The following is a 22,290-nucleotide window of genomic DNA, read 5'->3' on the forward strand; positions in this document are numbered from 1 at the left end:
AATGGAAAATAAAAACGAAATTTTAGAAAAAAAAGTTTCTCCTCCAAGCTTTATCAAGCTTGCTATGAGAAATATGGTAAGGAAAGGCTCAAAAAGTATTTCTCATTTTTCAATAACCTTTCTAGTTTTAATTGGGATATTAATACTTGTAGCCACAATAGGTAAGCCCAATATTCCAGTTTAAGAATGTATGAAAGAAAAAATTATTTCTGAAATAAATTTAGATTTGGTTTTTCAATGTAATAATTTCTCTCAATTTTCAAATAAGTTAAAAGATACTAAAACTAATCTTATTTTTGAATCTATTTTTTGGGAGAAAGTTTTTTTATCTTGGATAAATACTATATTAAAAAATGAGGATTATGAATTACCAAATTATATTTTTGATAAAAAATCTTTTTCATTAGGCTTACAGATAATATCTAATCAAGAAATTGCTTCTTTGAATAAGAAATGGATGCAAAAAAATGGTCCAACTGATGTTCTATCTTTTCCAATTATTTCTGATGAATCTCTAAATAATTTAGATCATATAGAGTTGGGAGATATTTTTATATCATTAGAGATGGCACTTGAGCAATCTTATGAATATAAACATTCAATCTATAGAGAGATGATCTGGTTGGCTAGTCATGGATTTTTACATCTTTTGGGATGGGAACATAATAATGAGCATGATTTAGAAAATATGTTAAATTTCCAAGAATATTTAATTACTCGATTAGATTAAAAATAAATGGAAAAAAAAATAAACTATCTAGAAAATAGAAAAGAATCATACAAAACTTCTAGTAATATATTTATAAGTTTTAAGTATGCTTTCAGTGGTATTAGTTATGTATTAAAAACTTCAAGAAATTTTAAAATTCAATTAATTTTTGCAGTTACAAGTTTAATAATTGGTTTTTTACTAAAAATTAGTCTAAGTAATTATGTTATTTTGATTGCAACAATAATGTCTGTTTTAATATTAGAAATATTGAACACATCTATTGAATCAATCGTTGATTTAGTAGTGAAAAAAGAATTTAGTATTTTGGCTAAAATTTCAAAAGATGCTTCTGCAGGAGCAGTATTATTAGCTTCAATTAATTCTGTTATTATTGCTGTATATATCTTTGTTCCTAAAATAAAGTTGTTATTTTAAATCCATATAAATATGTTTCTTGTTATTGATAATTACGATAGTTTTACTTATAACCTTGTTCAATATTTAGGAGAACTTTCAGTTGAGCATGAAATAACTAAAGAATTAATAGTTAAAAGAAATGATGAAATTACTTTAGACGAAATTATCAAACTAAATCCTAGTGGAATTCTCTTATCTCCAGGTCCAGGTAATCCAGATCAATCTGGAATTTGTCTGCCAATTCTAAAAAAATTATCTAAAAATATTCCGACCTTGGGAGTTTGTTTAGGTCATCAAGCTTTGGCCCAAGCTTTTGGAGGTAAGGTTATAGTTGGGAAAGAACTTATGCATGGTAAGACATCCAAAATATTTCATAATCAAAAAGGATTGTTTAAAGATATCGAGACTCCATTTGTGGCTACTAGATACCATAGTCTTATAGTTGATTCAAGTTCTTTACCATCTTGTTTCGACATAACTGCGACTTTAGAAGACTCAACAATTATGGCTATCTCTCATAAAGAATATAAACATTTACATGGGGTACAGTTCCATCCTGAAAGTGTGTTGACGCAATTTGGTCATAAATTAATTAGTAATTTTCTAAAAATGGCTGAAAAAAAGTAAAATAAAAAAAAATAATATTATGATTTCTCAAATTAAAAACTTTTTATTTTTGATACTAGTTAGCTCTTTTTTACCTACCTCATTATTGGCAAGGAACTTAGGAATAAAAAGTTTGGGACATAGTAGTTTTTTAATTACTAGTGCAGATAAATCTATTCTTATAAATCCCTTTAAAGCAATAGGTTGTGCAAGTAATTTAAAGGAGCCAAAAGAAGTCAACGTAGATTTTATTTTGGCTAGTTCTAGGCTTCCAGATGAAGGATATAACCCTAATGATCAATTAATGTTCGTTGAGCCAGGAATCTATCAATTTGAGGATATTTTATTAAATGGAATTTCTGTACCACATGACAGAGTAGATGGAAGAAGATTTGGGATGGCAACTGTTTGGAGTTGGGAGCAGAATGATCTTAAAATTGTTCATATGGGAGGAGCTGCTGGTGATATTGATATAAACAGTCAAATTATTTTGTCTGGTCCAGATATATTGTTTATTTCAATTGGAGGAGGAATAAAATCTTACAATGGTAAAGAAGCCTCAAAAATAGTTAAGCTTCTAAAACCTAATGTAGTTATTCCTGTTCACTTTGAACGCGGCAAAAAAATTAATAAAGAATGTGATTTCTCAAATTCTGATTTATTTATCGAAAATATGAAAGATTTTAAAGTAAAATATGTTGGAAAAAATTTTCAAATAAAACCTAAAAGAATCGATCAAAATACAATTTATATTTTCAGTAATTAATTTTTTAAATCTAATATCTTGTAATTGTCCCAGAAAAAAATCATTTGTTCTTTAGTTCCAATACTAACCCTTATAGAATTACTGATATCTTTTTTGTTTTCCATACTTCTAATAAGAATACCTTTTGCTCTCATCTGTTGTATTAAGATTTTAGGATCTTTTTTTGGCCAAATTAAGAAATAATTACCTCCACTAAAGTGAGTTCTGATTTTTGTTGATTTAAATTTATTTAAAATCCATTCCCTCGCCTTTTTTACTTCTAAAACATAATTATCAATATATGATTTGTCTTTAAGTGCTGCTAATGCAGCTGTTATAGCAAAGCTGTTTACATCATATGGTCCTGTAACTTTATTAATGTACTGAATTAAACTTTTATTGCCAAAAGTAAAACCTATTCTTAAACCAGCTAGACCTGCAGTTTTTGAAAGAGATTGTATTATTAGTATATTTTTATTTTTTTCAAAATCTATCGATTTAAGAAGACTATCTCCATTAAATTTTTCATATAGTTCATCAACAACTATTAATGAATCTTTATTGATATTGGCTAAATTAATTATTTCATGAGAGCTTAGAACAGTTCCTGTTGGATTATTTGGATTGCAAATAAATATTAACTTTGGATTATGCTTTATTATTTTTTCCCTAAATTCTTCGATGGGGAATAGAAAATTTTCTCCAATGTAAGAACAACTTATTTTTTTCATTCCTCGGATTTCTGCACAAGGAGAATAGTAACCAAAAGTTGGATTTGTGGTTAGAAATATTTGATCTTTTTCTCCAAAGCAATTGAAAATTGCATTTATTGCTGCATCTGCTCCATTGAAAATTCCGATTTCATCATTACCAAATTTTCTTGAATCAAGATATTTATCACATAAATATTTTTTTAAAAAATTATATTCTGGATAAATTGAAATCTCATCTAATTTTATCGCTTTTAATGCCTCTAGAACCTTAGGACTTGGACCTAAAGTATTTTCATTAAAGTCTAAGCGGAGTAAATTTCTTCTATTTTCTAAAGGTGCAGAGTAAGACTGCATATTTATTATTTCTTCTCTTGGTTTTGGGAAAAGATTATTTAATGGATCAAAATCATTCATTACATTCTTTCTAAAGTTTCAATTCCTAAAATCTCTAAGCTTAATTTTAGTGTTTTTGCAGTTAGGTCACATAAATTAAGCCTAGAAATTTTTATATTTTTTTCTTCTTTGAGGATTGGAACTTGATCATAGAATCTATTAAAAGTCTGACATAGCTCGAACAGATAATTGCATAATCTATTTGGCATTAAGTCTTTTTCAATAGAAATTATGACTTCATCGAACTTAAGTAATTTTCTGATAAGTTTCCACTCAGATTTATGTTCATAATTTACGTACTGAAAATCTTTAGAGTCATAAACAAAATTATTTTTTCTTTTAATTCCTAAAATTCTTACAAGTGTATATAACAAATAAGGAGCAGTATTACCATTTAGGGAAAGCATTTTATCAAAACTAAATTGATAATTGGTAATCCTATTTTGACTTAAATCTGCATACTTAACAGCTCCTAATCCAATAATTCTTGAAGTATTTGCTATAAACTCTTCGGTCTCATAACGATCTTCATCTTCTAATCTTTTCAATAAATCTTCTTTTGCTCTTCTAACTGCTTCATTTAATAAATCTTTTAGGCGTATTGTTTTACCTTCTCTTGTCTTTAGTTTTTTGCCATCAATTCCTTGAACTAACCCAAAAGGGACATGGTCTACTTGACAATTTTCTGGGATCCATTTTGCTTTTTTTGCAACTTGAAAAACTCCAGCAAAATGATTTGCTTGCCCATGATCAGTTACATAAATAATTCTTGAAGCATCATCTCCATTAGGAGGTTTATTGAATCTGTATCTTATAGCAGCAAGATCTGTAGTGGCATAATTAAAACCCCCATCTTTTTTTTGAATAATTAGCGGTAAAGGTTTGCCTTCTTTATTAGTCATCCCATCTAAAAATACACATTTTGCTCCTTGATCTTCTACTAATATTTTTTCTAAATTCAAATCATCAATAACTGATTTTAAGAAGGGATTATAAAAAGATTCACCTCTTTCTTCTATTTTTATTTTTAAATTTTTATAGATTTCATCAAATTCTTTCCTTGATTGATCACATAATAATTTCCAAGCTTTAATCGATTTAATATCTCCACTTTGTAACTTAACTACTTCTTCTCTAGATCTTTTTTGGAATTCAGATTCGTTATCAAATCTTTTTTTTGATTCTTTATAAAATTCAACTAAATCACTTATTTTGATCTTTCCTATTTCTTCTAGATCATTTGAATATAAATCTTTGAGCTGAGTAATAAGCATGCCAAATTGTGTTCCCCAATCACCAACATGATTGAGTCTTAATACTTCATAACCTCTTAACTCGAAAATTCTAGATATTGAGTCACCTATTATTGTTGATCTTAAATGCCCTACATGCATTTCTTTAGCAATATTAGGGCTAGAAAAATCTACAATAACTTTATTGGATAAACCACTTTCTAAATCTTTTCTAATTAGAGGTATGCCAGCCCTATTGCATTGAATATTTGACTTAATTTCATTTATTAGAACCTCATCTTTTAATTTTATATTTATAAATCCAGGTCCAGCTATTTCTAGACTCTTACATAATTTTGATATCCTTTTATTTTTATTTAAAAGGTTAATAAAATCATTAGAAATATCTCTTGGGTTCTTTTTATATATTTTAGATAAACTTAAACAAACATTACATTGATAATCACCAAATTCCTCTTTTGATGATTGTGTAATTAAATTTTTTCGAAGAATTTCGAATTCTCCTTTTTTATCATTATTTTCAAGACTATCTAAAAGAGATTGTTCAAATTGTTTTGTTAATTCTTTAAAAATGATTAGCATTAATTATTCAATTATTTATCTATATAGTTAATTAATATAACGCATACTCAAATCAATCCAATTACTTTTGGTGATTGAAGAACTTGTTGAAATCAAATCAATACCTTTTATTAGATATTTACTAATTTCTTCAGGGTTAATTCCAGAAACTTCTATTATCAAATTTTTATTTACTTCTTTTTTTAAGCTATTCATTGATAAATCTCTTAATTCTTGAACGTTTTTTTTGATTATTTCAGGGCTAAGTTCATCCAATAAGACACTATCTGCTCCTGCTAATACTGCTTCTTTTGCCTGTTCGATATTCTCAGCTTCAATTATGATATGAGTTGTAAAAGGCGAATTTATTCGAATTTTTTTTACTGCATTATTAAGATTATCTGTCCATGCAATGTGATTTTCTTTTATCATAGCTGCATCGTATAATCCCATTCTATGATTGACTCCACCTCCGCATTTGAATGCATATTTTTCAAATATTCTTAAGCCAGGAGTCGTTTTCCTAGTATCTGCTAATTTTATATTTGTACCTTCTAACTTATTTACAAGATTCTTTGTGTATGTTGATATTCCAGATAAATGCATTGCTATATTTAAGCTTATTCTTTCACTAGCTAGCAAACTTTTTGAAGGCCCATATATTTCTAAGAGTTTTTGATCTTTAACAAATTGATCTCCATCAGAGATATTAAATTTTGGACTGATTTTTAAATCAATTTTTCTAAAAATTTCTTTTATAATTTCAACCCCGCAGAATATACCCTCTTCTTTTGCAATCCAATATGCATTACCATTCTCTTCTGTAATAGAGGAACTTGTAAGATCTCCCCTACCTATATCTTCATCGATCCAATTATCAATGATTTTACTTATTATTGGAGTATTTAAATCCACTAAACTAATAAATAATTAATTAATAAAAATTAAACTGAAGTTAGAGAATCAACTATATATCACTATGTAATTTAACTCAAATTTATTTACCAATACAAAACTTAGAAAAAATATTATCTAGAAGTTCCTCTGTTAATTCTTGACCAGTTATTTTAGATAAGTTTTGAATTCCATCTCTCAGCTCAATTGATAACAAATCAAATGGTAATTTATTTTCAATTATTTCATCAGTATCATTTAAATTAGATAAGCAAGCAGACAAATTTGTTAGATGTCTATCGTTTAAAAATATATTGATATTTTCTACTTGTTTTAATCCGCATTTTTTTATAATTGTGTCTATTAATAATCTTTCACCATCATTATTCTTAATACTCATAAGAATTGTGTGTTTTAACTCATTTGAATTAATATTTTTGCAATCAATTAAATCTTTTTTATTGCCCAAAATAGTAATTAATTTTTCTTTGGGAATTTCTTGTATTATTTTTTTGTCTTCTTCATTAAATCCTTCTTCAAGACTATAAATATAAATTATAAAATCTGACTCTTTTATTTTCCCAAAACTTTTTTTAATTCCAATACTTTCAATTTGTTCATGAGTTTCTCTTATGCCAGCAGTATCAATTATTTTCATTGGAATATCATTAATAGTTAAATTAACTTCAATAACATCTCTAGTTGTTCCAGGAATATTAGTTACGATTGCTTTCTCTTTTTTCGCAAGCAAATTTAATAAAGAGCTTTTGCCAACATTTGTTTTTCCTATAAGCGCAATGGATATTCCATTGTGAATATATGAATTTCTTTTTGCATTTTCTATTAGTAATTCTATTTTTTCTTTGACTTTTTTAATGTTTTTTAGATATTTGGTGTAATCAAAATCTGTGAAGTCTTCTTCAAAATCAACTCTCGCTTCTATTTCGCAAAGTTGATTTATAAGGTCATTTTTAATATCATCAATTTTTTTCTTTATTTCTCCTTGAACCCCGCTAAAGGCTAACTCTGCTGATCTGGCATTGCTTGCATTAATTAATTGATTAATCGACTCGGCTTGAGTAAGGTCTATTTTCCCATTAAGAAAAGCTCTTTGACTAAATTCTCCTGGGTTTGCAAGTCTAACTCTAGAATTATTAGATAATAATATCTTTAAAACTTTATTTACTATGATAATTCCGCCATGGCAATGAAGTTCAACTACATCCTCTCCTGTGAAGCTATTTGGGGATTTCATCACTAAAATTAAAACCTCATCTATAAATTTATTTTGTTTATTTTCCTGAATAAAACCACGAAAAACTCTATGTGATTCCCATGCATATTTAGATTTAGTTTGAACAATCTTTTTGCAAGAATTTATTGCGTCTTTCCCTGATACTCTTATTATCGCAACTCCTCCCTTCCCAATACTTATAGCTGAAGCAATTGCGGCTATCGTATCTTCTGTAGTAACTATCGAATCCATCTCTCGCTTTGTTATGGATAATTAAGTAAGATTATCAAGAATTTAATTTTGAAATTTTCTTTCTGAATGAGATTTAAAAGAGATATTACCTATAAGAAAATTCTATCATTATTTAGGAGTCAGAATGGAAGTCCTTTCTTTAATGCTAAAGGTTTAGCAATAGGGGTATTTAGTGGTTGCTTTCCATTTTTTGGTTTTCAGACTTTAATGGGAGTATTTTTTGCGAAAATAGCTAAGGGAAATATTGTTCTAGCTGCAATTGGTACCTGGATCAGTAACCCTTTTACTTATATTCCACTTTATTATTTTAACTATAAAGTTGGTTCGATTTTTTTAAATAATCCTTCTAATAAAATTCTTGAAAAAAGTTTAGTTATTGATGACTTATGGAAACAAGGTAGAATTTTTTCCTTAAAATTACTCTTAGGTTCATCTTGTGTAGGTATTTTATTAGCTTTGATTTGCGGCAGTATTGTTTTCTTTATCTACAAGATAAAAAGTAAAAGATAGATTGATCTGATTTTAAAATTAACTTTGTCCAACTCTGGCAATATCTAAAACATCTGCCATTGATTTAATTTGTTCAATTGTTTTGTGAAGTTGATTATAACTTTCAAGACCTACACAAAGATTTATAATAGCTGGTTTACCATAAGCAGTTTTAACATTGGCATCACTAACGTTTATACCTTTATCAGATAACCGCATAAGAATATCTTTGAGAACTCCAACTCGATCAATTACTTCTATTCGTAGCTGAATTGGAAACTTATTATCGCCAGTTTTATTATCTTGATTCCAACCGACAGGTAATCTTCTCTCTATTGGAATTGGTATTACATTTTCACAATCTTCCCTATGTATAGTTATCCCATGGTTGCCGAGCGACACAGTTCCGATAATATCCTCGCCTGGGAGTGGGGAACAGCATTTACCTATTCTGTAATCAAGACCTTCTATCCCGGAAATTGGTGATTTAGCTGCTGTATTAGATTGATTAGTGGATAAATTATTATTACTTTTAAGAGATTTTGCTATTTCAGAGTCAGAATCATTTTTTACATCTTCTGTCTGTAATTTTATTTCTTCTCTTAGTCTGTTTAATACTTGATGCAAAGTTAAACCACCAAAACCAAGAGATGCAAGAAGGTCTTCAGTAGTTTTTAAATTGCATCGATTTGCAACTTTTTTCATGGCTTCACTAGAAAGTAATGCTTCAAAACCGTTTCTACCTACTTCTTTTTCAAGTAAATCTCTACCTCTTTTAATCGTTTCATCACGATGGCTTTTCTTATACCATTGGCGAATTCTATTTTTAGCAGTTGGCGTAACTACAAAGTTCAGCCAATCCAAGCTTGGAGTAGCATTATTACTTGTTAAAATTTCTATGAAGTCACCATTTTGAAGTGCTGTAGATAATGGAGAAAGCTTTTCATTAATTCTTATTCCATTACAGTGGTTTCCAACTTCAGAATGGATTCTGTAGGCGAAATCTATCGCGGTAGATCCTTTCCTTAAACCAACAACATCTCCTTTTGGAGTGATTACAAATACTTCTTCATCAAATAAATCTTCTTTAATTGAAGCTAAATAATCATTATGATCCCTTTCATTACCTTCTTGTTGCCATTCTACTAATTGTCTTAGCCAATTAAATCTCTCGGCATTACTTTTAGCAGGAGAACCACCCTCTTTATATTGCCAATGAGCGGCAATACCATATTCAGCAATTTGATGCATCGAAGTAGTTCTAATTTGAACTTCAATAGGTCGATGTCTTCCAATCACAGAAGTGTGTAAGGACTGATATCCATTAGGTTTTGGTAATCCTATATAGTCTTTAAATCTACCTGGAATTGGTTTGAAAGTATCATGAACAACTGCTAAAGCTCTATAACAACTATCTGAATTGTCCACGATAATTCTTAGGGCAGCAACATCATAAATCTCGTGAAAATGCTTTTGTTGTCTTTCCATTTTGCTCCAGATGCCATAAAGATGTTTTGGCCTTCCTGTTATTTCAAAATTTTTCAAACCCGCTGAAATCAAGTTTTCCTTCATAAGATTCAAAGTTACTTTTAATCTTTTTTCTCTATCACTTCTTTTAACGGCGATTTGATCTTTAAGATCTAGATATTCTTTAGGCTCTAGGAATTTAAAAGCTAAATCTTCTAATTCCCATTTAAATCTGTTTATTCCTAGTCGATTAGCTAATGGTGCATAAATCTCTCTTGTTTCTCTCGCTATTCTTAGTTTTTTCTCATCATTTAGCCATTCAATTGTTCTCATGTTATGAAGTCGATCTGCAAGTTTAACTAAGACAACTCTGAAATCGCTGGCCATAGCCAAAAACATTTTCCTAAGATTTTCAGCTTGTGCTTCAGTCCTATTGTTAAAGTGAATGCCGCCTAATTTTGTTACACCCTCTACAAGTATTTTTACTTCTAATCCAAAATTTGTTTCTATTTCAGATAAATCAATGCCAGTATCTTCAACTACATCATGTAAAAGGCCTGCAGCAATAACAGATGAACTAGCGCCTATTTCTTTAAGGAGATTTGCAACAGCAACCGGGTGGATAATGTATGGTTCGCCGCTCGCACGGAATTGTCCATCATGAGCTTTATAAGCAAGTTTAAAAGCCTTTACTATAAGGTTTTGATTCTGATCATTTTCTTTATTTGATTTTTCAAAATTATGAATATCTTTAAGAAGCCAATCGGGAATGTTTATTTGATAATTCAAAGATTCACTTTCATATTTTTTATTTTCAGGCAAAATAGTTTTGGAAACTTCAATTTCGTTTTTTTCTTTTGAATTTGCAGCTGCCTCGGACATTTTATATTGCTTTAGATGTATTTTATTTATGTCTAGAAAAATTTGCTATAAATCATGGAAAAAAATAAAGAAAAAATTATTGTAGTTAAAAATCTTATTGTTAAATATGGTCTAAAACAGCAACCTATTATCAAAAATTTTAATTTGGAAATAGATAGTGGAGATCATTTGGCCATAATAGGACCTTCTGGATGTGGAAAGACCACTTTTGCAAAAACATTAGTAAATATATTGCCTGCAAAGGCCTCTTCTCAAGGGTATCTATCGATTTCTAATGTAGATCCTAGGAAAATAAACAACAAAGATGCACAATTATTTAGAAGAAAGAATTTTGGATTTATTTATCAAGACTCTATAAAAAAACTTAATCCGCTAATGAGAGTTGGGGATCATTTATATGAATTATTTAAAACACATGATCAAACTAAATCATCTTTAGCTATTAAAAAATTAGTAAGAGAAGTTTTTCAAAAAGTCGGAATTGAAGAAAGTAGACTTGATTCTTTCCCACATCAATTTAGCGGCGGAATGAGACAGAGAGTTTCTATAGCAATGGCACTTGCTTTGAAACCTAAATTATTAATAGCTGATGAACCTACAACAAGCTTAGATACCAAAACAAGTTTTGAAATTATGCAAGAAATAATTCATCTATGTAATGAATTTGATACAACTTTAATTCTAATTAGTCATGATATTAATCTTGCAGCAAAGTGGTGTAGAAAAGTTGCAATAATTGAAAAGGGATCGATTGTTGAAAAGGGGAATATATTAGATATTTTTCAATCACCAAAATCAGATATCGGGAAAAAGTTAGTAAATGCTTCAAAAATAGTATTAGAACCAAATACTAAAAATAATGCTCGAAATCAGGTCGTTCTTGAGGTAAATAACCTTAGACATTGGTATAAATTAAATTCTTCAATTTTCATTAATAAATGGAATAAGGCTTTAAATGAAGTTAGTTTCAAGTTATATGAGAATGAGACTCTTGGAATAGTTGGTTCTTCAGGGAGTGGTAAAAGTACATTATGTAGGGCTTTAATTGGACTTCTTAAAGTAAGAGGTGGTGAAATCAAAATTTATGATAAAAATCATGCATCGAAAAAAAATAAATCTTTTAAAAAGAACAATAAAGTGCAAATTATTTTTCAAGATCCTTTTTCAAGTTTGAACCCGAAAATGACAATTAAAAGTATTTTGGAAGATATATTTTTTATTCAAAAAATTTCAGATAAAAGAAAAATCGAAAAAGAAATAAAATTAATGTTTAGAAATTTGAATCTTCCCTTAAATAATGATTTTTTTAATTCTTATCCTAGCCAATTATCTGGTGGTCAATTGCAAAGAATTTCATTAGCCAGAGCGCTATTGTTGAAACCAAAAATTTTGATTTGTGATGAGAGCGTTAATATGTTGGATGCTTCAGTAAAAATAGAGATTCTTGAATTACTTAGAGTCTTGCAAGAAAAAATGAATTTAACGATTATCTTTATTACTCATGATTTGGGCATTGCTAAAAGATTTTGTGATAGGTTGCTAGTTATGAATCACGGAAAGATAGTTGATGAAGGAGAAAGTTCCACAATATTCACTAAAACTCAAAACACGTATACAAAATCGCTTCTAAATTCCTCTTTGAATCTTATTTAATTTTAAGAACACTTAGTAATTTTTGAAAATCTAATGGTAATTCTGATTCAAATATCATTTCTTTACCATTTATTGGATGTATAAGTCCAAGCTTAATGGCGTGTAAAGCTTGGCCATCTAATTTACATGGTAGTTTTTTACATCTTCCATATAACGGATCACCCACAATTGGATGATTAATGTGAGCGCAATGTACTCTTATTTGATGCGTTCGCCCCGTATCTAGCTTGAAACTCATTAATGAGTAATTGCCAAATCTTTCTTCTAATTTCCAATAGGTACAGGCATACCTTCCTGAAGTTTCTTCAACTACTTTATATTTCAATCTATTTAATTTATCTCTGCCAATGTTTCCCACTATTTGGCCTTCTTCAGAATTCGGTGCTCCATGAATTACTGCAATATATTCGCGTGATGCTATTTTTTCTTTAATTTGTTTCTGGAGATTTACTAATGCCTCTTGGCTTTTTGCAACAACCATACATCCGGAGGTATCTTTATCTAATCTGTGAACAATCCCAGGTCTTAATTTCCCATTAATTCCAGGTAGATCTTTACAGTGAAAAAGTAATCCATTCACTAAAGTTCCAGATTTGTGTCCAGGGGCTGGATGAACAATTAGTCCTGATTGTTTATTAATTACTATGATGTGCTCGTCTTCAAAAAGGATATTTAAATCCATTTTTTCAGGTTTCAAATAAATAAGAGGTTCTGGAGGAGGCATCCATATTTGAATATTGTCGCCATTTTTTAATGGGGTCTTTGCTTTCGCAGTCTTATAGTTTACAAGTACTAAACCTGAATTTATAAAATGTTGAATTCTTGCTCTACTTTGTTCTGGCCTTTTACTTACCAACCATCTGTCTAGCCTCATAGGAAGAGGTAGCTCATAAATAATTTCTATAAGCTCACCTTCTCCAATGCCGAAAGAATTTTGATTATTTAATTCCATAGTGGGACTTCTAAAGCAATTTTACCCAGCATTTGATTTCTATAATCTTCCAATAACTTATGAGACATTCTCCTTTTATCGCCAGAGGTATGTTTTGAAGCTGCTTCGTCGATCCAAGCAGAAGGACTCTTAAAGCCTTTAGTAATATCAACTCCATATCTATTAGATATTTGTTTAACTGAGATATTCGCATTCTTATCTTTGTTGAGAGTGGATATAATTTTGATAAATCCAATTGCGACACTCTCTATTTCATAAGCAGCTTCTCCAATATCGTCACACAGTGCAAGATTAAGTGCTGATTTTTGATCTTCTAAATTTGGAGGTATAACACCAGGAGCATCTAGCAGATCTATACCACTTTCTAATTTTATCCATCTTAAATTACGAGTCACGCCTGCTTTCCTAGCGCTATCTACAACTCTTTTTTTTGCGATTCTATTAATTAATGCCGACTTTCCTACGTTTGGAAAACCAAGTGTAAGGGCTCTAATTGGCCTAATTCGCATTCCTCTAGAGAGTCTTCTATCGTCGATTGACGACCTAGAATCTTTGGCTGACTTACAAATTTCTTTAATCCCTATTCCTCTTTTAGCATCACACCAAAGAGGATATTGATCTTTAGAATTAAACCATTTATTCCAACTATTGATTGTATTCGGGGAGATCATATCTGATCTGTTAATGACCAGAATATGTTTTTTATTATTTATCCATTTATTTAAGTGTGGATGTCCTGTTGACAAAGGAATTCGTGCATCTCTCACTTCTATAACTAAATCTACTTTATTGATAACTTCAGATAATTTCTTTTCTGCTTTTGCGATATGGCCTGGGTACCATTGGATTTTGGGTATGTCCACTTCAATAAATCAAATAAAATTTTGTATTCCTTTTAGTTTTTATAAGTTTCAAAAGTATTTACTTCTAAATTTTAGTATAAATTTAATAACTAAAAATTTTTATAATCGTTAATTCTTAAAATTTATTAAGGCATAGGTAACAGTAACTACTTTTTAACCCAATAAGCCCAAATTAACGTTAGGCTCTTGAGATTATAAATATAGCTTGTTTAATGTCAAAATTATCTCTTTCCAGTCTTGATAAGACACATTTAGAAGGAAAAAAAGTTCTTGTAAGAGTAGATTTTAATGTTCCATTAAATGAAGACGGTCAAATAACCGACGATACGCGTATTCGTGCAGCGATCCCAACTATTGAATATCTTATTAATCATTCTGCAAAAGTCATTTTAGCTGCTCATTTTGGTAGACCGAAGGGTCAGGTAAATGAAAAAATGAGATTAACTCCAGTAGCAGCAAGATTAAGTGAATTGTTGGGGCAAAATGTTGCTCTTACTAACAGTTGTATTGGTGATGAAGCAGTTGCACAATCAAATAGCTTATCTAATGGAGATGTTCTTTTACTTGAGAATGTTCGTTTTTTTGGTGAAGAGGAGAAGAACGACCTGGAGTTTGCTGAAAAATTAGCATCACATGCAGATATGTATGTAAATGATGCTTTCGGTGCTGCTCATAGAGCGCATGCTTCAACTCAGGGTGTTACAAATTATTTAAGTCCCTCAGTAGCTGGATTCCTTTTAGAAAAAGAATTGAAATACCTACAAGGAGCAGTAGATTCCCCAAATCGTCCATTGGCAGCAATAGTTGGAGGGTCAAAGGTTAGTAGCAAAATAGGAGTACTTGATTCTTTACTAGATAAGTGTGACAAAATCATGATTGGTGGAGGTATGATTTTCACTTTTTATAAAGCTAGAGGTTTAGATGTCGGAAAGAGCCTTGTAGAAGAAGATAAACTCGAGCTTGCTAAAGATTTAGAAGCAAAAGCAAAAGCAAAAGGAGTAGAGTTATTATTACCCACTGATGTTGTTTTGGCTGATGAATTTTCTCCTGACGCCAATAGTAAAATATCTCAAATTGATGCAATTAGTGGGAATTGGATGGGTCTAGATATTGGTCCAGATTCTATTAAAGTTTTTCAGAATGCTCTTGCAGAATGTAAGACAATTATTTGGAATGGTCCAATGGGAGTTTTTGAATTTGATAAATTTGCAGATGGTACAAATGCAATAGCTACGACTCTTGCGGACTTAAGTGCTTTTTCTGAAGTTTGTACAATAATTGGTGGTGGAGATTCAGTTGCAGCAGTTGAAAAAGCAGGATTAGCTGAGAAAATGTCTCATATATCTACCGGAGGTGGGGCTAGTTTGGAACTTTTAGAAGGTAAAACTTTACCAGGTGTGGCTGCGTTAAACGACGCTTAGGCTATATCTCATCAACAATATCAATGCTCTTTGTGAAAGTAATCATTCCCTCAGGATGAGCTATGATTCCTGACCAAATTTGCATCCCTGGTTTTGAAGGGGCTCTTGTAATTTTAAAAATCCCTCCAGACGCCAATGGTTCCAATAATATTTCTTGTTCAAACAATGAATTAACTTGATGAGGTTTTATAGCTCCAGCAATAATCACTTCTTCAAGAGGCTTATTTAGAATTATATCGATATCGTATTTTGAACCAGTAAGAACTCTATCAGGAATTTTAAAACTAATATCTATTTTTTTATTATCGTTTCTTATTGTGGTGAATAAATTTTTGATAATCCCTTCACTTATTTTTCTATTTACGATTGAAAATAAATAATCAAATTTAGATTCGAGTATATATATTTCTCCGTTAACTATTTTTTCCCCAGAAACTTTTATTCGCAAAATATCTTCATCTGGAATATTAGATTTTAATCTTTTGATCTTCCATTTGCTGTTAGGGAAATCATTAATAATCTTTGAAAATTGTTTTGGAATATTTTGGTTTTCATCATTTCTAAAATTTTTTTTAATAAAATCTAAGTCTCGCTTATTTAATGAGGTTTCTAAATTTCTTATAAAATCAACTTTTAAAGTTTGCGTTATTGCTGAATAGGGCAGAATGAGATAAATAAATAAGTAGAGAGGGAATCCTATATTTCTGAATAAGTTTAAATTCAACATATTTATTATTTATTATTTTCATTCTACTAATTTAAGTTTTTATGTCTAAAAAAAATAATTTATTAGTTGCAGCTAGTGGAACAGGAGGCCATATTTTTCCAGCTTTAGCAGTTTCTAAAGAGGTGGAAGATGAGTGGAATATTCATTGGTTGGGTATTCAGCAAAGACTTGATGCGAATTTGATTCCCCAAAAATATAATTTGAAGACTTTGAATTTAAAGACACCAAGAAAAAATATTTTTTTGTTTTATCAATATATAAAAATTTTAATGTCAACTTTCCAAATAATTAGGATCTTAAAAGAAAAAAAAATTAACTTGGTTTTTACGACTGGAGGTTATATATCTGCCCCTACTATTGTTGCTTCAAAAATTCTAAAGATACCTATCATTATTCATGAATCAAATGTAGTTCCAGGAATGGTCACGAAATATTTTGGTTTTTTATGTAACTATGTTCTTTTAGGATTTAAAGAAACAAATTCTTATTTAAAAAATTGTAAAACTATTTTCACTGGAACACCTTTAAGAGAGCAATTCTATAAATTTAATTTTTTGCCAGAATGGGTTCCAAAAGGAAATGGACCTCTTTTGATTGTTATGGGAGGTAGTCAAGGTGCAAAAGCTATAAATCAAATTCTTTATGAATCTCTAGAGTTTTTAATAAAAAAACAATTTCGGATAGTTCATATTGTTGGCGAATCTCATCTAAAAACTTTTCATGTAAAAAACTCCAAAAATTATATTCAAAAGAAATTTACTAATGAAATAGCAGCTTTAATTCAAAACTGTGATCTTGTAATATCGAGATCTGGTGCAGGAACAATCAATGAATTAATGGAGGCTGAAAAACCTTCAATTTTAATTCCATATCCATATTCTAAAAATAATCATCAGGAGAAAAATGCCATGATTCTTGCTGCAAGTGGAGGCTCAGTTTTAATCAATCAGAATAATATGTCTAAAGAAGTTTTTGAAGAAACTCTAGAAAGAATTTTTAAAATAAAATCAAAAAAGGGAAAAAAAAATTATGAAATATTAGATCTCATGAAGAAGAATATGGAAAACAATAATAAAATTAAATCTAAAAATGAGATTAAAAAGTATATTGATTATTTTTTAAAGGAATTCTGAATTTCTTCACATAAAAGAGTGTTATTTTTTCTATTCTGTAGACTTATTCTTGCCCACTTTTCGTCAAGAAATCTAAATGAAGTGCATTCTCTAAGCAATATTCCCTTATTTTCTAAGTATTTTATATTTGGCGACAAGGATGTTTCACTTTCTATTAAAAAAAAGTTGGTTGAAGAGTTATGAATTTTAAGGTTCTCTATTTTTAATAATTTTTCAAATACTCTCTTTTTTTCAATATTTATCCAGCTGTGAATCTGTTTTGTCCACTGTTCATAGAATTTCTTATTACTTAGTAGATCAATCCCGGCTTTAATAGAAAATGAATTTAAAGGCCAAGGATCTCTATTTATTTCCCATTGTTTAAGTTTTTTCGATGAGCCAATAACGTAACCTAATCTAAGTCCAGGAATATTGAAGATTTTGGTCAAGCTTCTCAAGACTAATAAATTATCAAATCTTTTGGTTAATGGTATTAAAGATTCTTTGTCTCCATTAGGTGTTATGGATAAAAAAGCTTCATCGCAGATAACTAATTTATATTTTTTTACAACTTCCTCCAATGAATTCTTTTCCCATAATTGGCCGGTAGGGTTATGTGGATTTGTTATCCAAAGAACATCACCTTTTGGATGAAGCGGAAATGATTGAGGAAAAATATCACTCCAGTTTTTTGGTAATTCGCAATTTATAAAATTGCTATTCCAACAATTTAAAGATCTTTCATAATCAACAAATGATGGAGAAGGAATACAACTGATTCCGAATTTGGATGCTTCATAACCTGCCCAGGTTATTAATTCAGAAGCTCCATTCCCAGGCAATACATTATCTGGATTTATCTCATGAAATTTGCCGATTATTTCTTTCAGATCACTTAAGTTTCTTTCTGGGTAATATCTAAAGCCAAGATTCTTAATTTCGGCATTTATTGAATCTATGAGTATTTGAGGTGGATCAAAGGGTACTAATGATGCACTAGCATCAATGATTTCGGAGGGTAATAAATTTAATTTTTTCGCAATTGCATATACATTTCCACCGTGCTTCAAGTTTGATCCTTGCATGGCTAACGTTGAGTAATCATGAGGTTCATTATTCATTCTCTAATTTTATTCAATCCATTTTAAATCTGATCCAATTGCATCTTTTATACTAGATAATTGATGGTTATTGAGTTGCTTTATAATTCCCTCAAGTATATCTGGTACTAATTGTGGACCCTTATATATCCATCCTGTATAAAGTTGAATTAATGATGCTCCAGAACAAATTCTTTCCCAAGCTGACTCAGGACTATCTATTCCACCAACCCCAATTAAAATAATCTTTTTATCAATATTATGTATATGTTTTATTATTTGATTTGCTTTTTTTTGGAGCGGCTTTCCACTTAATCCTCCATTCTCTTGAGAGAGTAATAATCCAGTTTGCTTGATTTTTCTATTTTCAAGACCTAATCTATCAATGCTGGTATTTGTAGCAATTATTCCATCGATGTTCTCCTCGATTATTAATTTGCAAATATCTTCAATATCTTTAAGGCCTAAATCTGGTGCAATTTTTACAAATAATGGTGGACAATTAGGTAAGTTTTTAATTTCTCTAAGAAGTTCTTTTAGAAGAATTGGATCTTGTAATTTTCTTAGTCCTTCAGTATTTGGAGAACTAACGTTTATTGCTGCGTAATCACAATATGGAATTAATAATTTTAGAGAAGTTAAATAATCATCTTTTGCTTGAGATAAACCTGTAATTTTTGACTTCCCGAAATTTATCCCTAAACAAATATTCTCCCTGTTTTTTTTAAACTCAATACCTTGTTCGACAAAGTTTTTAACTAGATTTTCAGCACCATTATTATTGAAACCCATTCTATTTAATGCTGCTTCTTCTTCTGCCAATCTAAATAACCTTGGTTTGGGATTTCCATCCTGAGCAAATTTAGTTACTGTTCCAAGCTCAGCAAATCCAAAACCAAAATCTTTCCATATATTTGCGGCATTTCCATTTTTGTCAAAACCCGCAGCTAAACCAATTGGATTACAAAAATTTATTCCACATATCTTCTGAGTTAACCTTTTATCAACTACAGAAAATTCTTCATTTAGATTTTTTAAGATAGAAGATACTATAGGCCAATTATATTTTCTTGAACTGAATGATAGGAGACTAAGAGATAAATTTGTTAAGTATTCTGCATCAATTCCAGAGTCTTTTTGTAATACAGGGGTAATCAAGTTTTTATAAAGATTTTTAAATCCACCCTTCTGTTCATTCATAAAAAATTAGGCTTCTTTTTTTTCTATTATCCAATATTTTTTATCTTTAGGAATCAATATCCAATTACGCCATTCAAAAAGTGAATATTGTTTTATCTTTAAGTGGTTTTCGTCACCTAATAAGGTGTCTAGTTCAGGTGAACTTAACAGGTATTTTTTTTCTGCAAATTTTTGAATTAATTCATTGCGGGAAAATAATTTCTGAATTTCTGCAGGTGCATTTTTTTCAAAAAAATCAACTGAGTATTCTACTTTTTTTAAGTTACTTTCTATAGATATACCTTTGCTGTAATTAGTTGCAATTTTATCAACCCTATCATTTTGTTTATCCCCGCTATGACCTTTAACATATTCCATTATTAGGCCATTAATTCTTAATTGATCAATTTTTTGCCATAGATCAAGATTTTGAACTGGTTTTCCTGAACTTGTTTTCCATCCATTTTTCTTCCAATTAATAATCCATTTTGTATAACCCTCTATGACATATTTACTATCAGTTCTTAGTTTAAAGTTCTCTTTTAATTTGTAGGTTTTTAATTTCTCAAGAGTTTTTATAGCCGCCGTGAGTTCCATTCTATTATTAGTAGTATTTTGCTCGGACCCACCTATTTCTAATTCGCTGTTATCGTCAAAAATTATTAAACCGCCCCAACCACCTGGGCCTGGATTACCGCTGCAGGCTCCATCGGTTGCGGCTTCAATCGCAATACTATCACTATTCATAATTTTTGAAGCCGATATTGAGGTTATCGGCTTGAAAAAATGTACTCTTACTTAAGTGTAACTTTACCGCCAGCTTCTTCAATCTCTTTCTTTAAAGATTCAGCATCTGCTTTGGCAATTCCTTCTTTTACTGTTTTTGGTGCAGATTCAACAAGTGCTTTTGCATCGCCAAGACCTAAGCCAGTTGCATTTCTTACAACCTTAAGTACTTTGATTTTTGCAGCTGCATCAAAGCTTTCGAGAACCACATCAAATTCAGTTTTTTCTTCAGCAGCGCCACCATCTGCGTCACCGCCAGCTGCTCCTGGAGCTGCCATTACTACACCTGCAGAAGCTGCAGCAGATACACCAAAAGCCTCTTCAATTTGCTTTACAAGCTCAGATGCTTCTAAAAGTGATAAAGATTTAAGTGATTCAAGAATTTCTTCAGTTTTTGCGGACATTTTCTTAAAAGTTAATTAGGGTTTTGAATTAAGATTCTGATTTTTCAGAATGTTGTTTAAGTGATCTAGCAAGTCCAGAAGGCACTTCATTGATAGAGATCGCAATTTTTGTTGCTACGCCATTTAGAGCGCCAGCAATTTTTGCCATCAATACTTCTTTAGATGGAAGACTTGCAATTTCTTTTATTTCAGAATCGCTAAGAAGTCTGCCTTCAAATAAAGCTCCTTTGGTCTCGGATTTTTTGGTGTCTTTTTGAAAAGATTGGATTGCTTTTACAGCACCACCAACATCTTCTTTAATTAACACAAAAGCATTCGTTCCGGTCAGTAAAGATTCAAGATCGTTCCAATTACTATCTCCATCAATAGCTTTGCGCATTAATGAATTTTTAGTAACTTTGCAGATGCCGTTAGTTGTTTGCAATCTAGATCGCAAATCTGACATCTCTTTGATAGTTAAACCTTTATAGTCAAGAACCACAGCCATTTCCGAGTCGTCTAAAAGAGATTTAATCTCAGTAACGATTTTTTGCTTATTCTCTAGTGTTCGGCCCATTGATGTTTTTTGGATCGTAATTTAGGGAGAGCAGGAAATGCGGCAAAGTTCTTTTAAAGAGGCCGCTTTTATTAGATCCAAAAAGAAATAATTTAAGACGAGTCCTCGGTAGGAATTAAAAATTTAGAATAACTAAATCAACCTACTTTCTTTGGCCGTATTATTGCAATTTAAATTATACTACAAAGCGTTAACCTTCAGGTTGGTAATCTTGTACAGCATTTATGTCTAATTGAACTGAAGGCCCCATTGTTGAAGTTACATAAAAAGTTTTCCAATACTTTCCTTTAGCTCCACTTGGTTTATTTTTATCAATTGATTCTTGTAAGGTTTTTAAGTTGTCAAATAGAGCCTCTTTTGTGAAACTTGCTTTTCCAAAGCGGACATGAACGATTCCAGCCTTATCTGCTCTAAATTCGAGTTTACCGGCTTTGAATTCTTTTATTGCATTAGCAATGTCATTAGTTACTGTCCCAGCTTTAGGATTAGGCATTAAACCTCTAGGTCCTAAAACTCTTCCTAATTTTGCAACCTTTGGCATCATATCTGGAGTTGCAATAAGTAGATCAAACTCCATATTTCCTTTATTGATGCTTTCTACAAGATCTTCTTCGCCAAATAAATCTGCACCAGCAGCCTTAGCTTTCGATACATTTTCACCGCTTGTAATTACTGCAATTTTGATGCTTTGGCCAGTACCATGTGGTAATACAACAGTGGTCCTTAATTGTTGATCAGTATATTTTGGATCAATACCTAGACGTATATGTGCTTCAATAGTTTCATCAAATTTTGCATTAGCATTTTCCTTGATAATACTAAGAGCTTCAAGTGGTGCGTAAATGCGATCTTCTATCTTTGTTGATAGAGCCGCCATTCTTTTAGATAGTTTTTTCATAATAATATTGGGTGCAAACGG

Annotated in this window: 23 protein-coding genes; 9 read left to right on the forward strand and 14 right to left on the reverse strand. The window is 30.4% G+C overall.

What is annotated here, in order from left to right; translation table 11 throughout:
- Window position 1 precedes the first annotated feature (1 nt).
- The 5 genes from A9601_RS10085 to A9601_RS10105 are packed head-to-tail and all read left to right on the forward strand — an operon-like array spanning window position 2 to window position 2,501.
- Entirely contained in the window at window positions 2-184 is a 183-nt protein-coding gene (locus A9601_RS10085; protein ID WP_011817674.1) for a DUF3285 domain-containing protein, read from the forward strand.
- A gap of 6 nt (window positions 185-190) precedes the next feature.
- A complete protein-coding gene (ybeY, locus tag A9601_RS10090) occupies window positions 191-730 on the forward strand; it encodes an rRNA maturation RNase YbeY (RefSeq protein WP_011817675.1) in 540 nt (179 codons plus the stop codon).
- Between the two features lie 6 nt (window positions 731-736).
- Window positions 737-1,147 carry a diacylglycerol kinase family protein gene (locus A9601_RS10095; RefSeq protein WP_011817676.1) on the forward strand — a complete coding sequence of 137 codons (411 nt, stop codon included), beginning with the start codon at window positions 737-739 and terminating at the stop codon, window positions 1,145-1,147.
- 12 nt (window positions 1,148-1,159) lie between these two features.
- Complete coding sequence (locus A9601_RS10100; protein WP_011817677.1) at window positions 1,160-1,756, forward strand: anthranilate synthase component II; 597 nt, start codon at window positions 1,160-1,162, stop codon at window positions 1,754-1,756.
- Window positions 1,757-1,775: 19 nt separating this feature from the next.
- Window positions 1,776-2,501, forward strand: a complete 726-nt coding sequence (locus A9601_RS10105; RefSeq protein WP_011817678.1) for an MBL fold metallo-hydrolase — start codon at window positions 1,776-1,778, stop codon at window positions 2,499-2,501.
- Here the strand turns inward: A9601_RS10105 and A9601_RS10110 are convergent.
- From A9601_RS10110 to mnmE, 4 genes are all read right to left on the reverse strand, one after another.
- The gene (locus A9601_RS10110) at window positions 2,498-3,607 is read right to left on the reverse strand and encodes a pyridoxal phosphate-dependent aminotransferase (RefSeq protein WP_011817679.1); all 1,110 of its coding nucleotides are present in this window, start codon (window positions 3,605-3,607) and stop codon (window positions 2,498-2,500) included. The two genes, A9601_RS10105 and A9601_RS10110, sit on opposite strands and share 4 nt — an antisense overlap.
- Window positions 3,607-5,421, reverse strand: a complete 1,815-nt coding sequence (argS, locus tag A9601_RS10115; RefSeq protein WP_011817680.1) for an arginine--tRNA ligase — start codon at window positions 5,419-5,421, stop codon at window positions 3,607-3,609. Before argS ends, A9601_RS10110 begins: the two co-directional genes overlap by 1 nt.
- A gap of 27 nt (window positions 5,422-5,448) precedes the next feature.
- The gene (gene nadC / locus A9601_RS10120; protein ID WP_011817681.1) at window positions 5,449-6,315 is read right to left on the reverse strand and encodes a carboxylating nicotinate-nucleotide diphosphorylase; all 867 of its coding nucleotides are present in this window, start codon (window positions 6,313-6,315) and stop codon (window positions 5,449-5,451) included.
- 82 nt (window positions 6,316-6,397) lie between these two features.
- Complete coding sequence (gene mnmE / locus A9601_RS10125) at window positions 6,398-7,780, reverse strand: tRNA uridine-5-carboxymethylaminomethyl(34) synthesis GTPase MnmE (RefSeq protein WP_011817682.1); 1,383 nt, start codon at window positions 7,778-7,780, stop codon at window positions 6,398-6,400.
- A gap of 66 nt (window positions 7,781-7,846) precedes the next feature.
- On the opposite strand from mnmE, the gene A9601_RS10130 reads away from it, so the two are divergent.
- Complete coding sequence (locus tag A9601_RS10130; protein ID WP_011817683.1) at window positions 7,847-8,290, forward strand: DUF2062 domain-containing protein; 444 nt, start codon at window positions 7,847-7,849, stop codon at window positions 8,288-8,290.
- A gap of 18 nt (window positions 8,291-8,308) precedes the next feature.
- On the opposite strand, the gene A9601_RS10135 is transcribed toward A9601_RS10130, so the two are convergent.
- Entirely contained in the window at window positions 8,309-10,618 is a 2,310-nt protein-coding gene (locus A9601_RS10135; protein WP_011817684.1) for a RelA/SpoT family protein, read from the reverse strand.
- Window positions 10,619-10,672: 54 nt separating this feature from the next.
- On the opposite strand from A9601_RS10135, the gene A9601_RS10140 reads away from it, so the two are divergent.
- Window positions 10,673-12,271, forward strand: a complete 1,599-nt coding sequence (locus A9601_RS10140) for an ABC transporter ATP-binding protein (RefSeq protein WP_011817685.1) — start codon at window positions 10,673-10,675, stop codon at window positions 12,269-12,271.
- On the opposite strand, the gene A9601_RS10145 is transcribed toward A9601_RS10140, so the two are convergent.
- Both A9601_RS10145 and ylqF read right to left on the reverse strand, forming a co-directional pair.
- Window positions 12,264-13,223 (reverse strand): RluA family pseudouridine synthase, encoded by a 960-nt coding sequence (locus A9601_RS10145; protein ID WP_011817686.1) that lies wholly within the window; start codon window positions 13,221-13,223, stop codon window positions 12,264-12,266. The genes A9601_RS10140 and A9601_RS10145 overlap by 8 nt on opposite strands.
- Window positions 13,214-14,086 carry a ribosome biogenesis GTPase YlqF gene (gene ylqF, locus A9601_RS10150; protein ID WP_011817687.1) on the reverse strand — a complete coding sequence of 291 codons (873 nt, stop codon included), beginning with the start codon at window positions 14,084-14,086 and terminating at the stop codon, window positions 13,214-13,216. The genes A9601_RS10145 and ylqF overlap by 10 nt, the downstream gene beginning before the upstream one ends.
- Before the next feature lie 212 nt (window positions 14,087-14,298).
- On the opposite strand from ylqF, the gene A9601_RS10155 reads away from it, so the two are divergent.
- Window positions 14,299-15,507, forward strand: coding sequence for a phosphoglycerate kinase (locus A9601_RS10155; RefSeq protein WP_011817688.1), 1,209 nt, complete (start codon window positions 14,299-14,301; stop codon window positions 15,505-15,507).
- A 1-nt stretch (window position 15,508) separates the two neighbouring features.
- Here the strand turns inward: A9601_RS10155 and A9601_RS10160 are convergent, their stop codons facing one another.
- Window positions 15,509-16,234, reverse strand: a complete 726-nt coding sequence (locus A9601_RS10160; protein ID WP_011817689.1) for a hypothetical protein — start codon at window positions 16,232-16,234, stop codon at window positions 15,509-15,511.
- Window positions 16,235-16,275: 41 nt separating this feature from the next.
- Here A9601_RS10160 and murG point away from each other — a divergent pair, with 41 nt between their 5' ends.
- Complete coding sequence (murG, locus tag A9601_RS10165; RefSeq protein ID WP_011817690.1) at window positions 16,276-17,367, forward strand: undecaprenyldiphospho-muramoylpentapeptide beta-N-acetylglucosaminyltransferase; 1,092 nt, start codon at window positions 16,276-16,278, stop codon at window positions 17,365-17,367.
- Here murG and A9601_RS10170 read toward each other — a convergent pair.
- The 6 genes from A9601_RS10170 to rplA all read right to left on the reverse strand — a co-directional run bounded on the left by A9601_RS10170 (window position 17,346) and on the right by rplA (window position 22,269).
- Complete coding sequence (locus A9601_RS10170; protein ID WP_193328901.1) at window positions 17,346-18,431, reverse strand: pyridoxal phosphate-dependent aminotransferase; 1,086 nt, start codon at window positions 18,429-18,431, stop codon at window positions 17,346-17,348. The genes murG and A9601_RS10170 overlap by 22 nt on opposite strands.
- 45 nt (window positions 18,432-18,476) lie before the next feature.
- Window positions 18,477-19,646, reverse strand: a complete 1,170-nt coding sequence (locus A9601_RS10175; RefSeq protein ID WP_011817692.1) for a quinone-dependent dihydroorotate dehydrogenase — start codon at window positions 19,644-19,646, stop codon at window positions 18,477-18,479.
- Between the two features lie 6 nt (window positions 19,647-19,652).
- Window positions 19,653-20,372, reverse strand: a complete 720-nt coding sequence (gene rnhA / locus A9601_RS10180; protein WP_011817693.1) for a ribonuclease HI — start codon at window positions 20,370-20,372, stop codon at window positions 19,653-19,655.
- 47 nt (window positions 20,373-20,419) lie between these two features.
- Entirely contained in the window at window positions 20,420-20,815 is a 396-nt protein-coding gene (gene rplL / locus A9601_RS10185; protein ID WP_011817694.1) for a 50S ribosomal protein L7/L12, read from the reverse strand.
- A gap of 28 nt (window positions 20,816-20,843) precedes the next feature.
- Window positions 20,844-21,371 (reverse strand): 50S ribosomal protein L10, encoded by a 528-nt coding sequence (rplJ, locus tag A9601_RS10190; RefSeq protein WP_011817695.1) that lies wholly within the window; start codon window positions 21,369-21,371, stop codon window positions 20,844-20,846.
- Window positions 21,372-21,561: 190 nt separating this feature from the next.
- Window positions 21,562-22,269: a 50S ribosomal protein L1 gene (gene rplA, locus A9601_RS10195; protein WP_011817696.1), complete on the reverse strand. Its 708-nt coding sequence runs from the start codon at window positions 22,267-22,269 to the stop codon at window positions 21,562-21,564.
- Between the last annotated feature and the right edge of the window lie 21 nt (window positions 22,270-22,290).

Origin of the sequence: Prochlorococcus marinus str. AS9601 (assembly GCF_000015645.1) — a bacterium.
Taxonomy (GTDB): Bacteria; Cyanobacteriota; Cyanobacteriia; order PCC-6307; family Cyanobiaceae; genus Prochlorococcus_A; species Prochlorococcus_A marinus_O.

Bases quoted from the DNA above. Each gene is read 5' to 3' on its own strand.
- A9601_RS10085 (WP_011817674.1), top strand. From the start codon at position 2: ATGGAAAATAAAAACGAAATTTTAGAAAAAAAAGTTTCTCCTCCAAGC.
- ybeY (WP_011817675.1), top strand. From the start codon at position 191: ATGAAAGAAAAAATTATTTCTGAAATAAATTTAGATTTGGTTTTTCAA.
- A9601_RS10095 (WP_011817676.1), top strand. From the start codon at position 737: ATGGAAAAAAAAATAAACTATCTAGAAAATAGAAAAGAATCATACAAA.
- A9601_RS10100 (WP_011817677.1), top strand. From the start codon at position 1,160: ATGTTTCTTGTTATTGATAATTACGATAGTTTTACTTATAACCTTGTT.
- A9601_RS10105 (WP_011817678.1), top strand. From the start codon at position 1,776: ATGATTTCTCAAATTAAAAACTTTTTATTTTTGATACTAGTTAGCTCT.
- A9601_RS10110 (WP_011817679.1), bottom strand. From the start codon at position 3,607: ATGAATGATTTTGATCCATTAAATAATCTTTTCCCAAAACCAAGAGAA.
- argS (WP_011817680.1), bottom strand. From the start codon at position 5,421: ATGCTAATCATTTTTAAAGAATTAACAAAACAATTTGAACAATCTCTT.
- mnmE (WP_011817682.1), bottom strand. From the start codon at position 7,780: ATGGATTCGATAGTTACTACAGAAGATACGATAGCCGCAATTGCTTCA.
- A9601_RS10130 (WP_011817683.1), top strand. From the start codon at position 7,847: ATGAGATTTAAAAGAGATATTACCTATAAGAAAATTCTATCATTATTT.
- A9601_RS10135 (WP_011817684.1), bottom strand. From the start codon at position 10,618: ATGTCCGAGGCAGCTGCAAATTCAAAAGAAAAAAACGAAATTGAAGTT.
- A9601_RS10140 (WP_011817685.1), top strand. From the start codon at position 10,673: ATGGAAAAAAATAAAGAAAAAATTATTGTAGTTAAAAATCTTATTGTT.
- A9601_RS10145 (WP_011817686.1), bottom strand. From the start codon at position 13,223: ATGGAATTAAATAATCAAAATTCTTTCGGCATTGGAGAAGGTGAGCTT.
- A9601_RS10155 (WP_011817688.1), top strand. From the start codon at position 14,299: ATGTCAAAATTATCTCTTTCCAGTCTTGATAAGACACATTTAGAAGGA.
- A9601_RS10160 (WP_011817689.1), bottom strand. From the start codon at position 16,234: ATGTTGAATTTAAACTTATTCAGAAATATAGGATTCCCTCTCTACTTA.
- murG (WP_011817690.1), top strand. From the start codon at position 16,276: ATGTCTAAAAAAAATAATTTATTAGTTGCAGCTAGTGGAACAGGAGGC.
- A9601_RS10170 (WP_193328901.1), bottom strand. From the start codon at position 18,431: ATGCAAGGATCAAACTTGAAGCACGGTGGAAATGTATATGCAATTGCG.
- A9601_RS10175 (WP_011817692.1), bottom strand. From the start codon at position 19,646: ATGAATGAACAGAAGGGTGGATTTAAAAATCTTTATAAAAACTTGATT.
- rnhA (WP_011817693.1), bottom strand. From the start codon at position 20,372: ATGAATAGTGATAGTATTGCGATTGAAGCCGCAACCGATGGAGCCTGC.
- rplL (WP_011817694.1), bottom strand. From the start codon at position 20,815: ATGTCCGCAAAAACTGAAGAAATTCTTGAATCACTTAAATCTTTATCA.
- rplJ (WP_011817695.1), bottom strand. From the start codon at position 21,371: ATGGGCCGAACACTAGAGAATAAGCAAAAAATCGTTACTGAGATTAAA.
- rplA (WP_011817696.1), bottom strand. From the start codon at position 22,269: ATGAAAAAACTATCTAAAAGAATGGCGGCTCTATCAACAAAGATAGAA.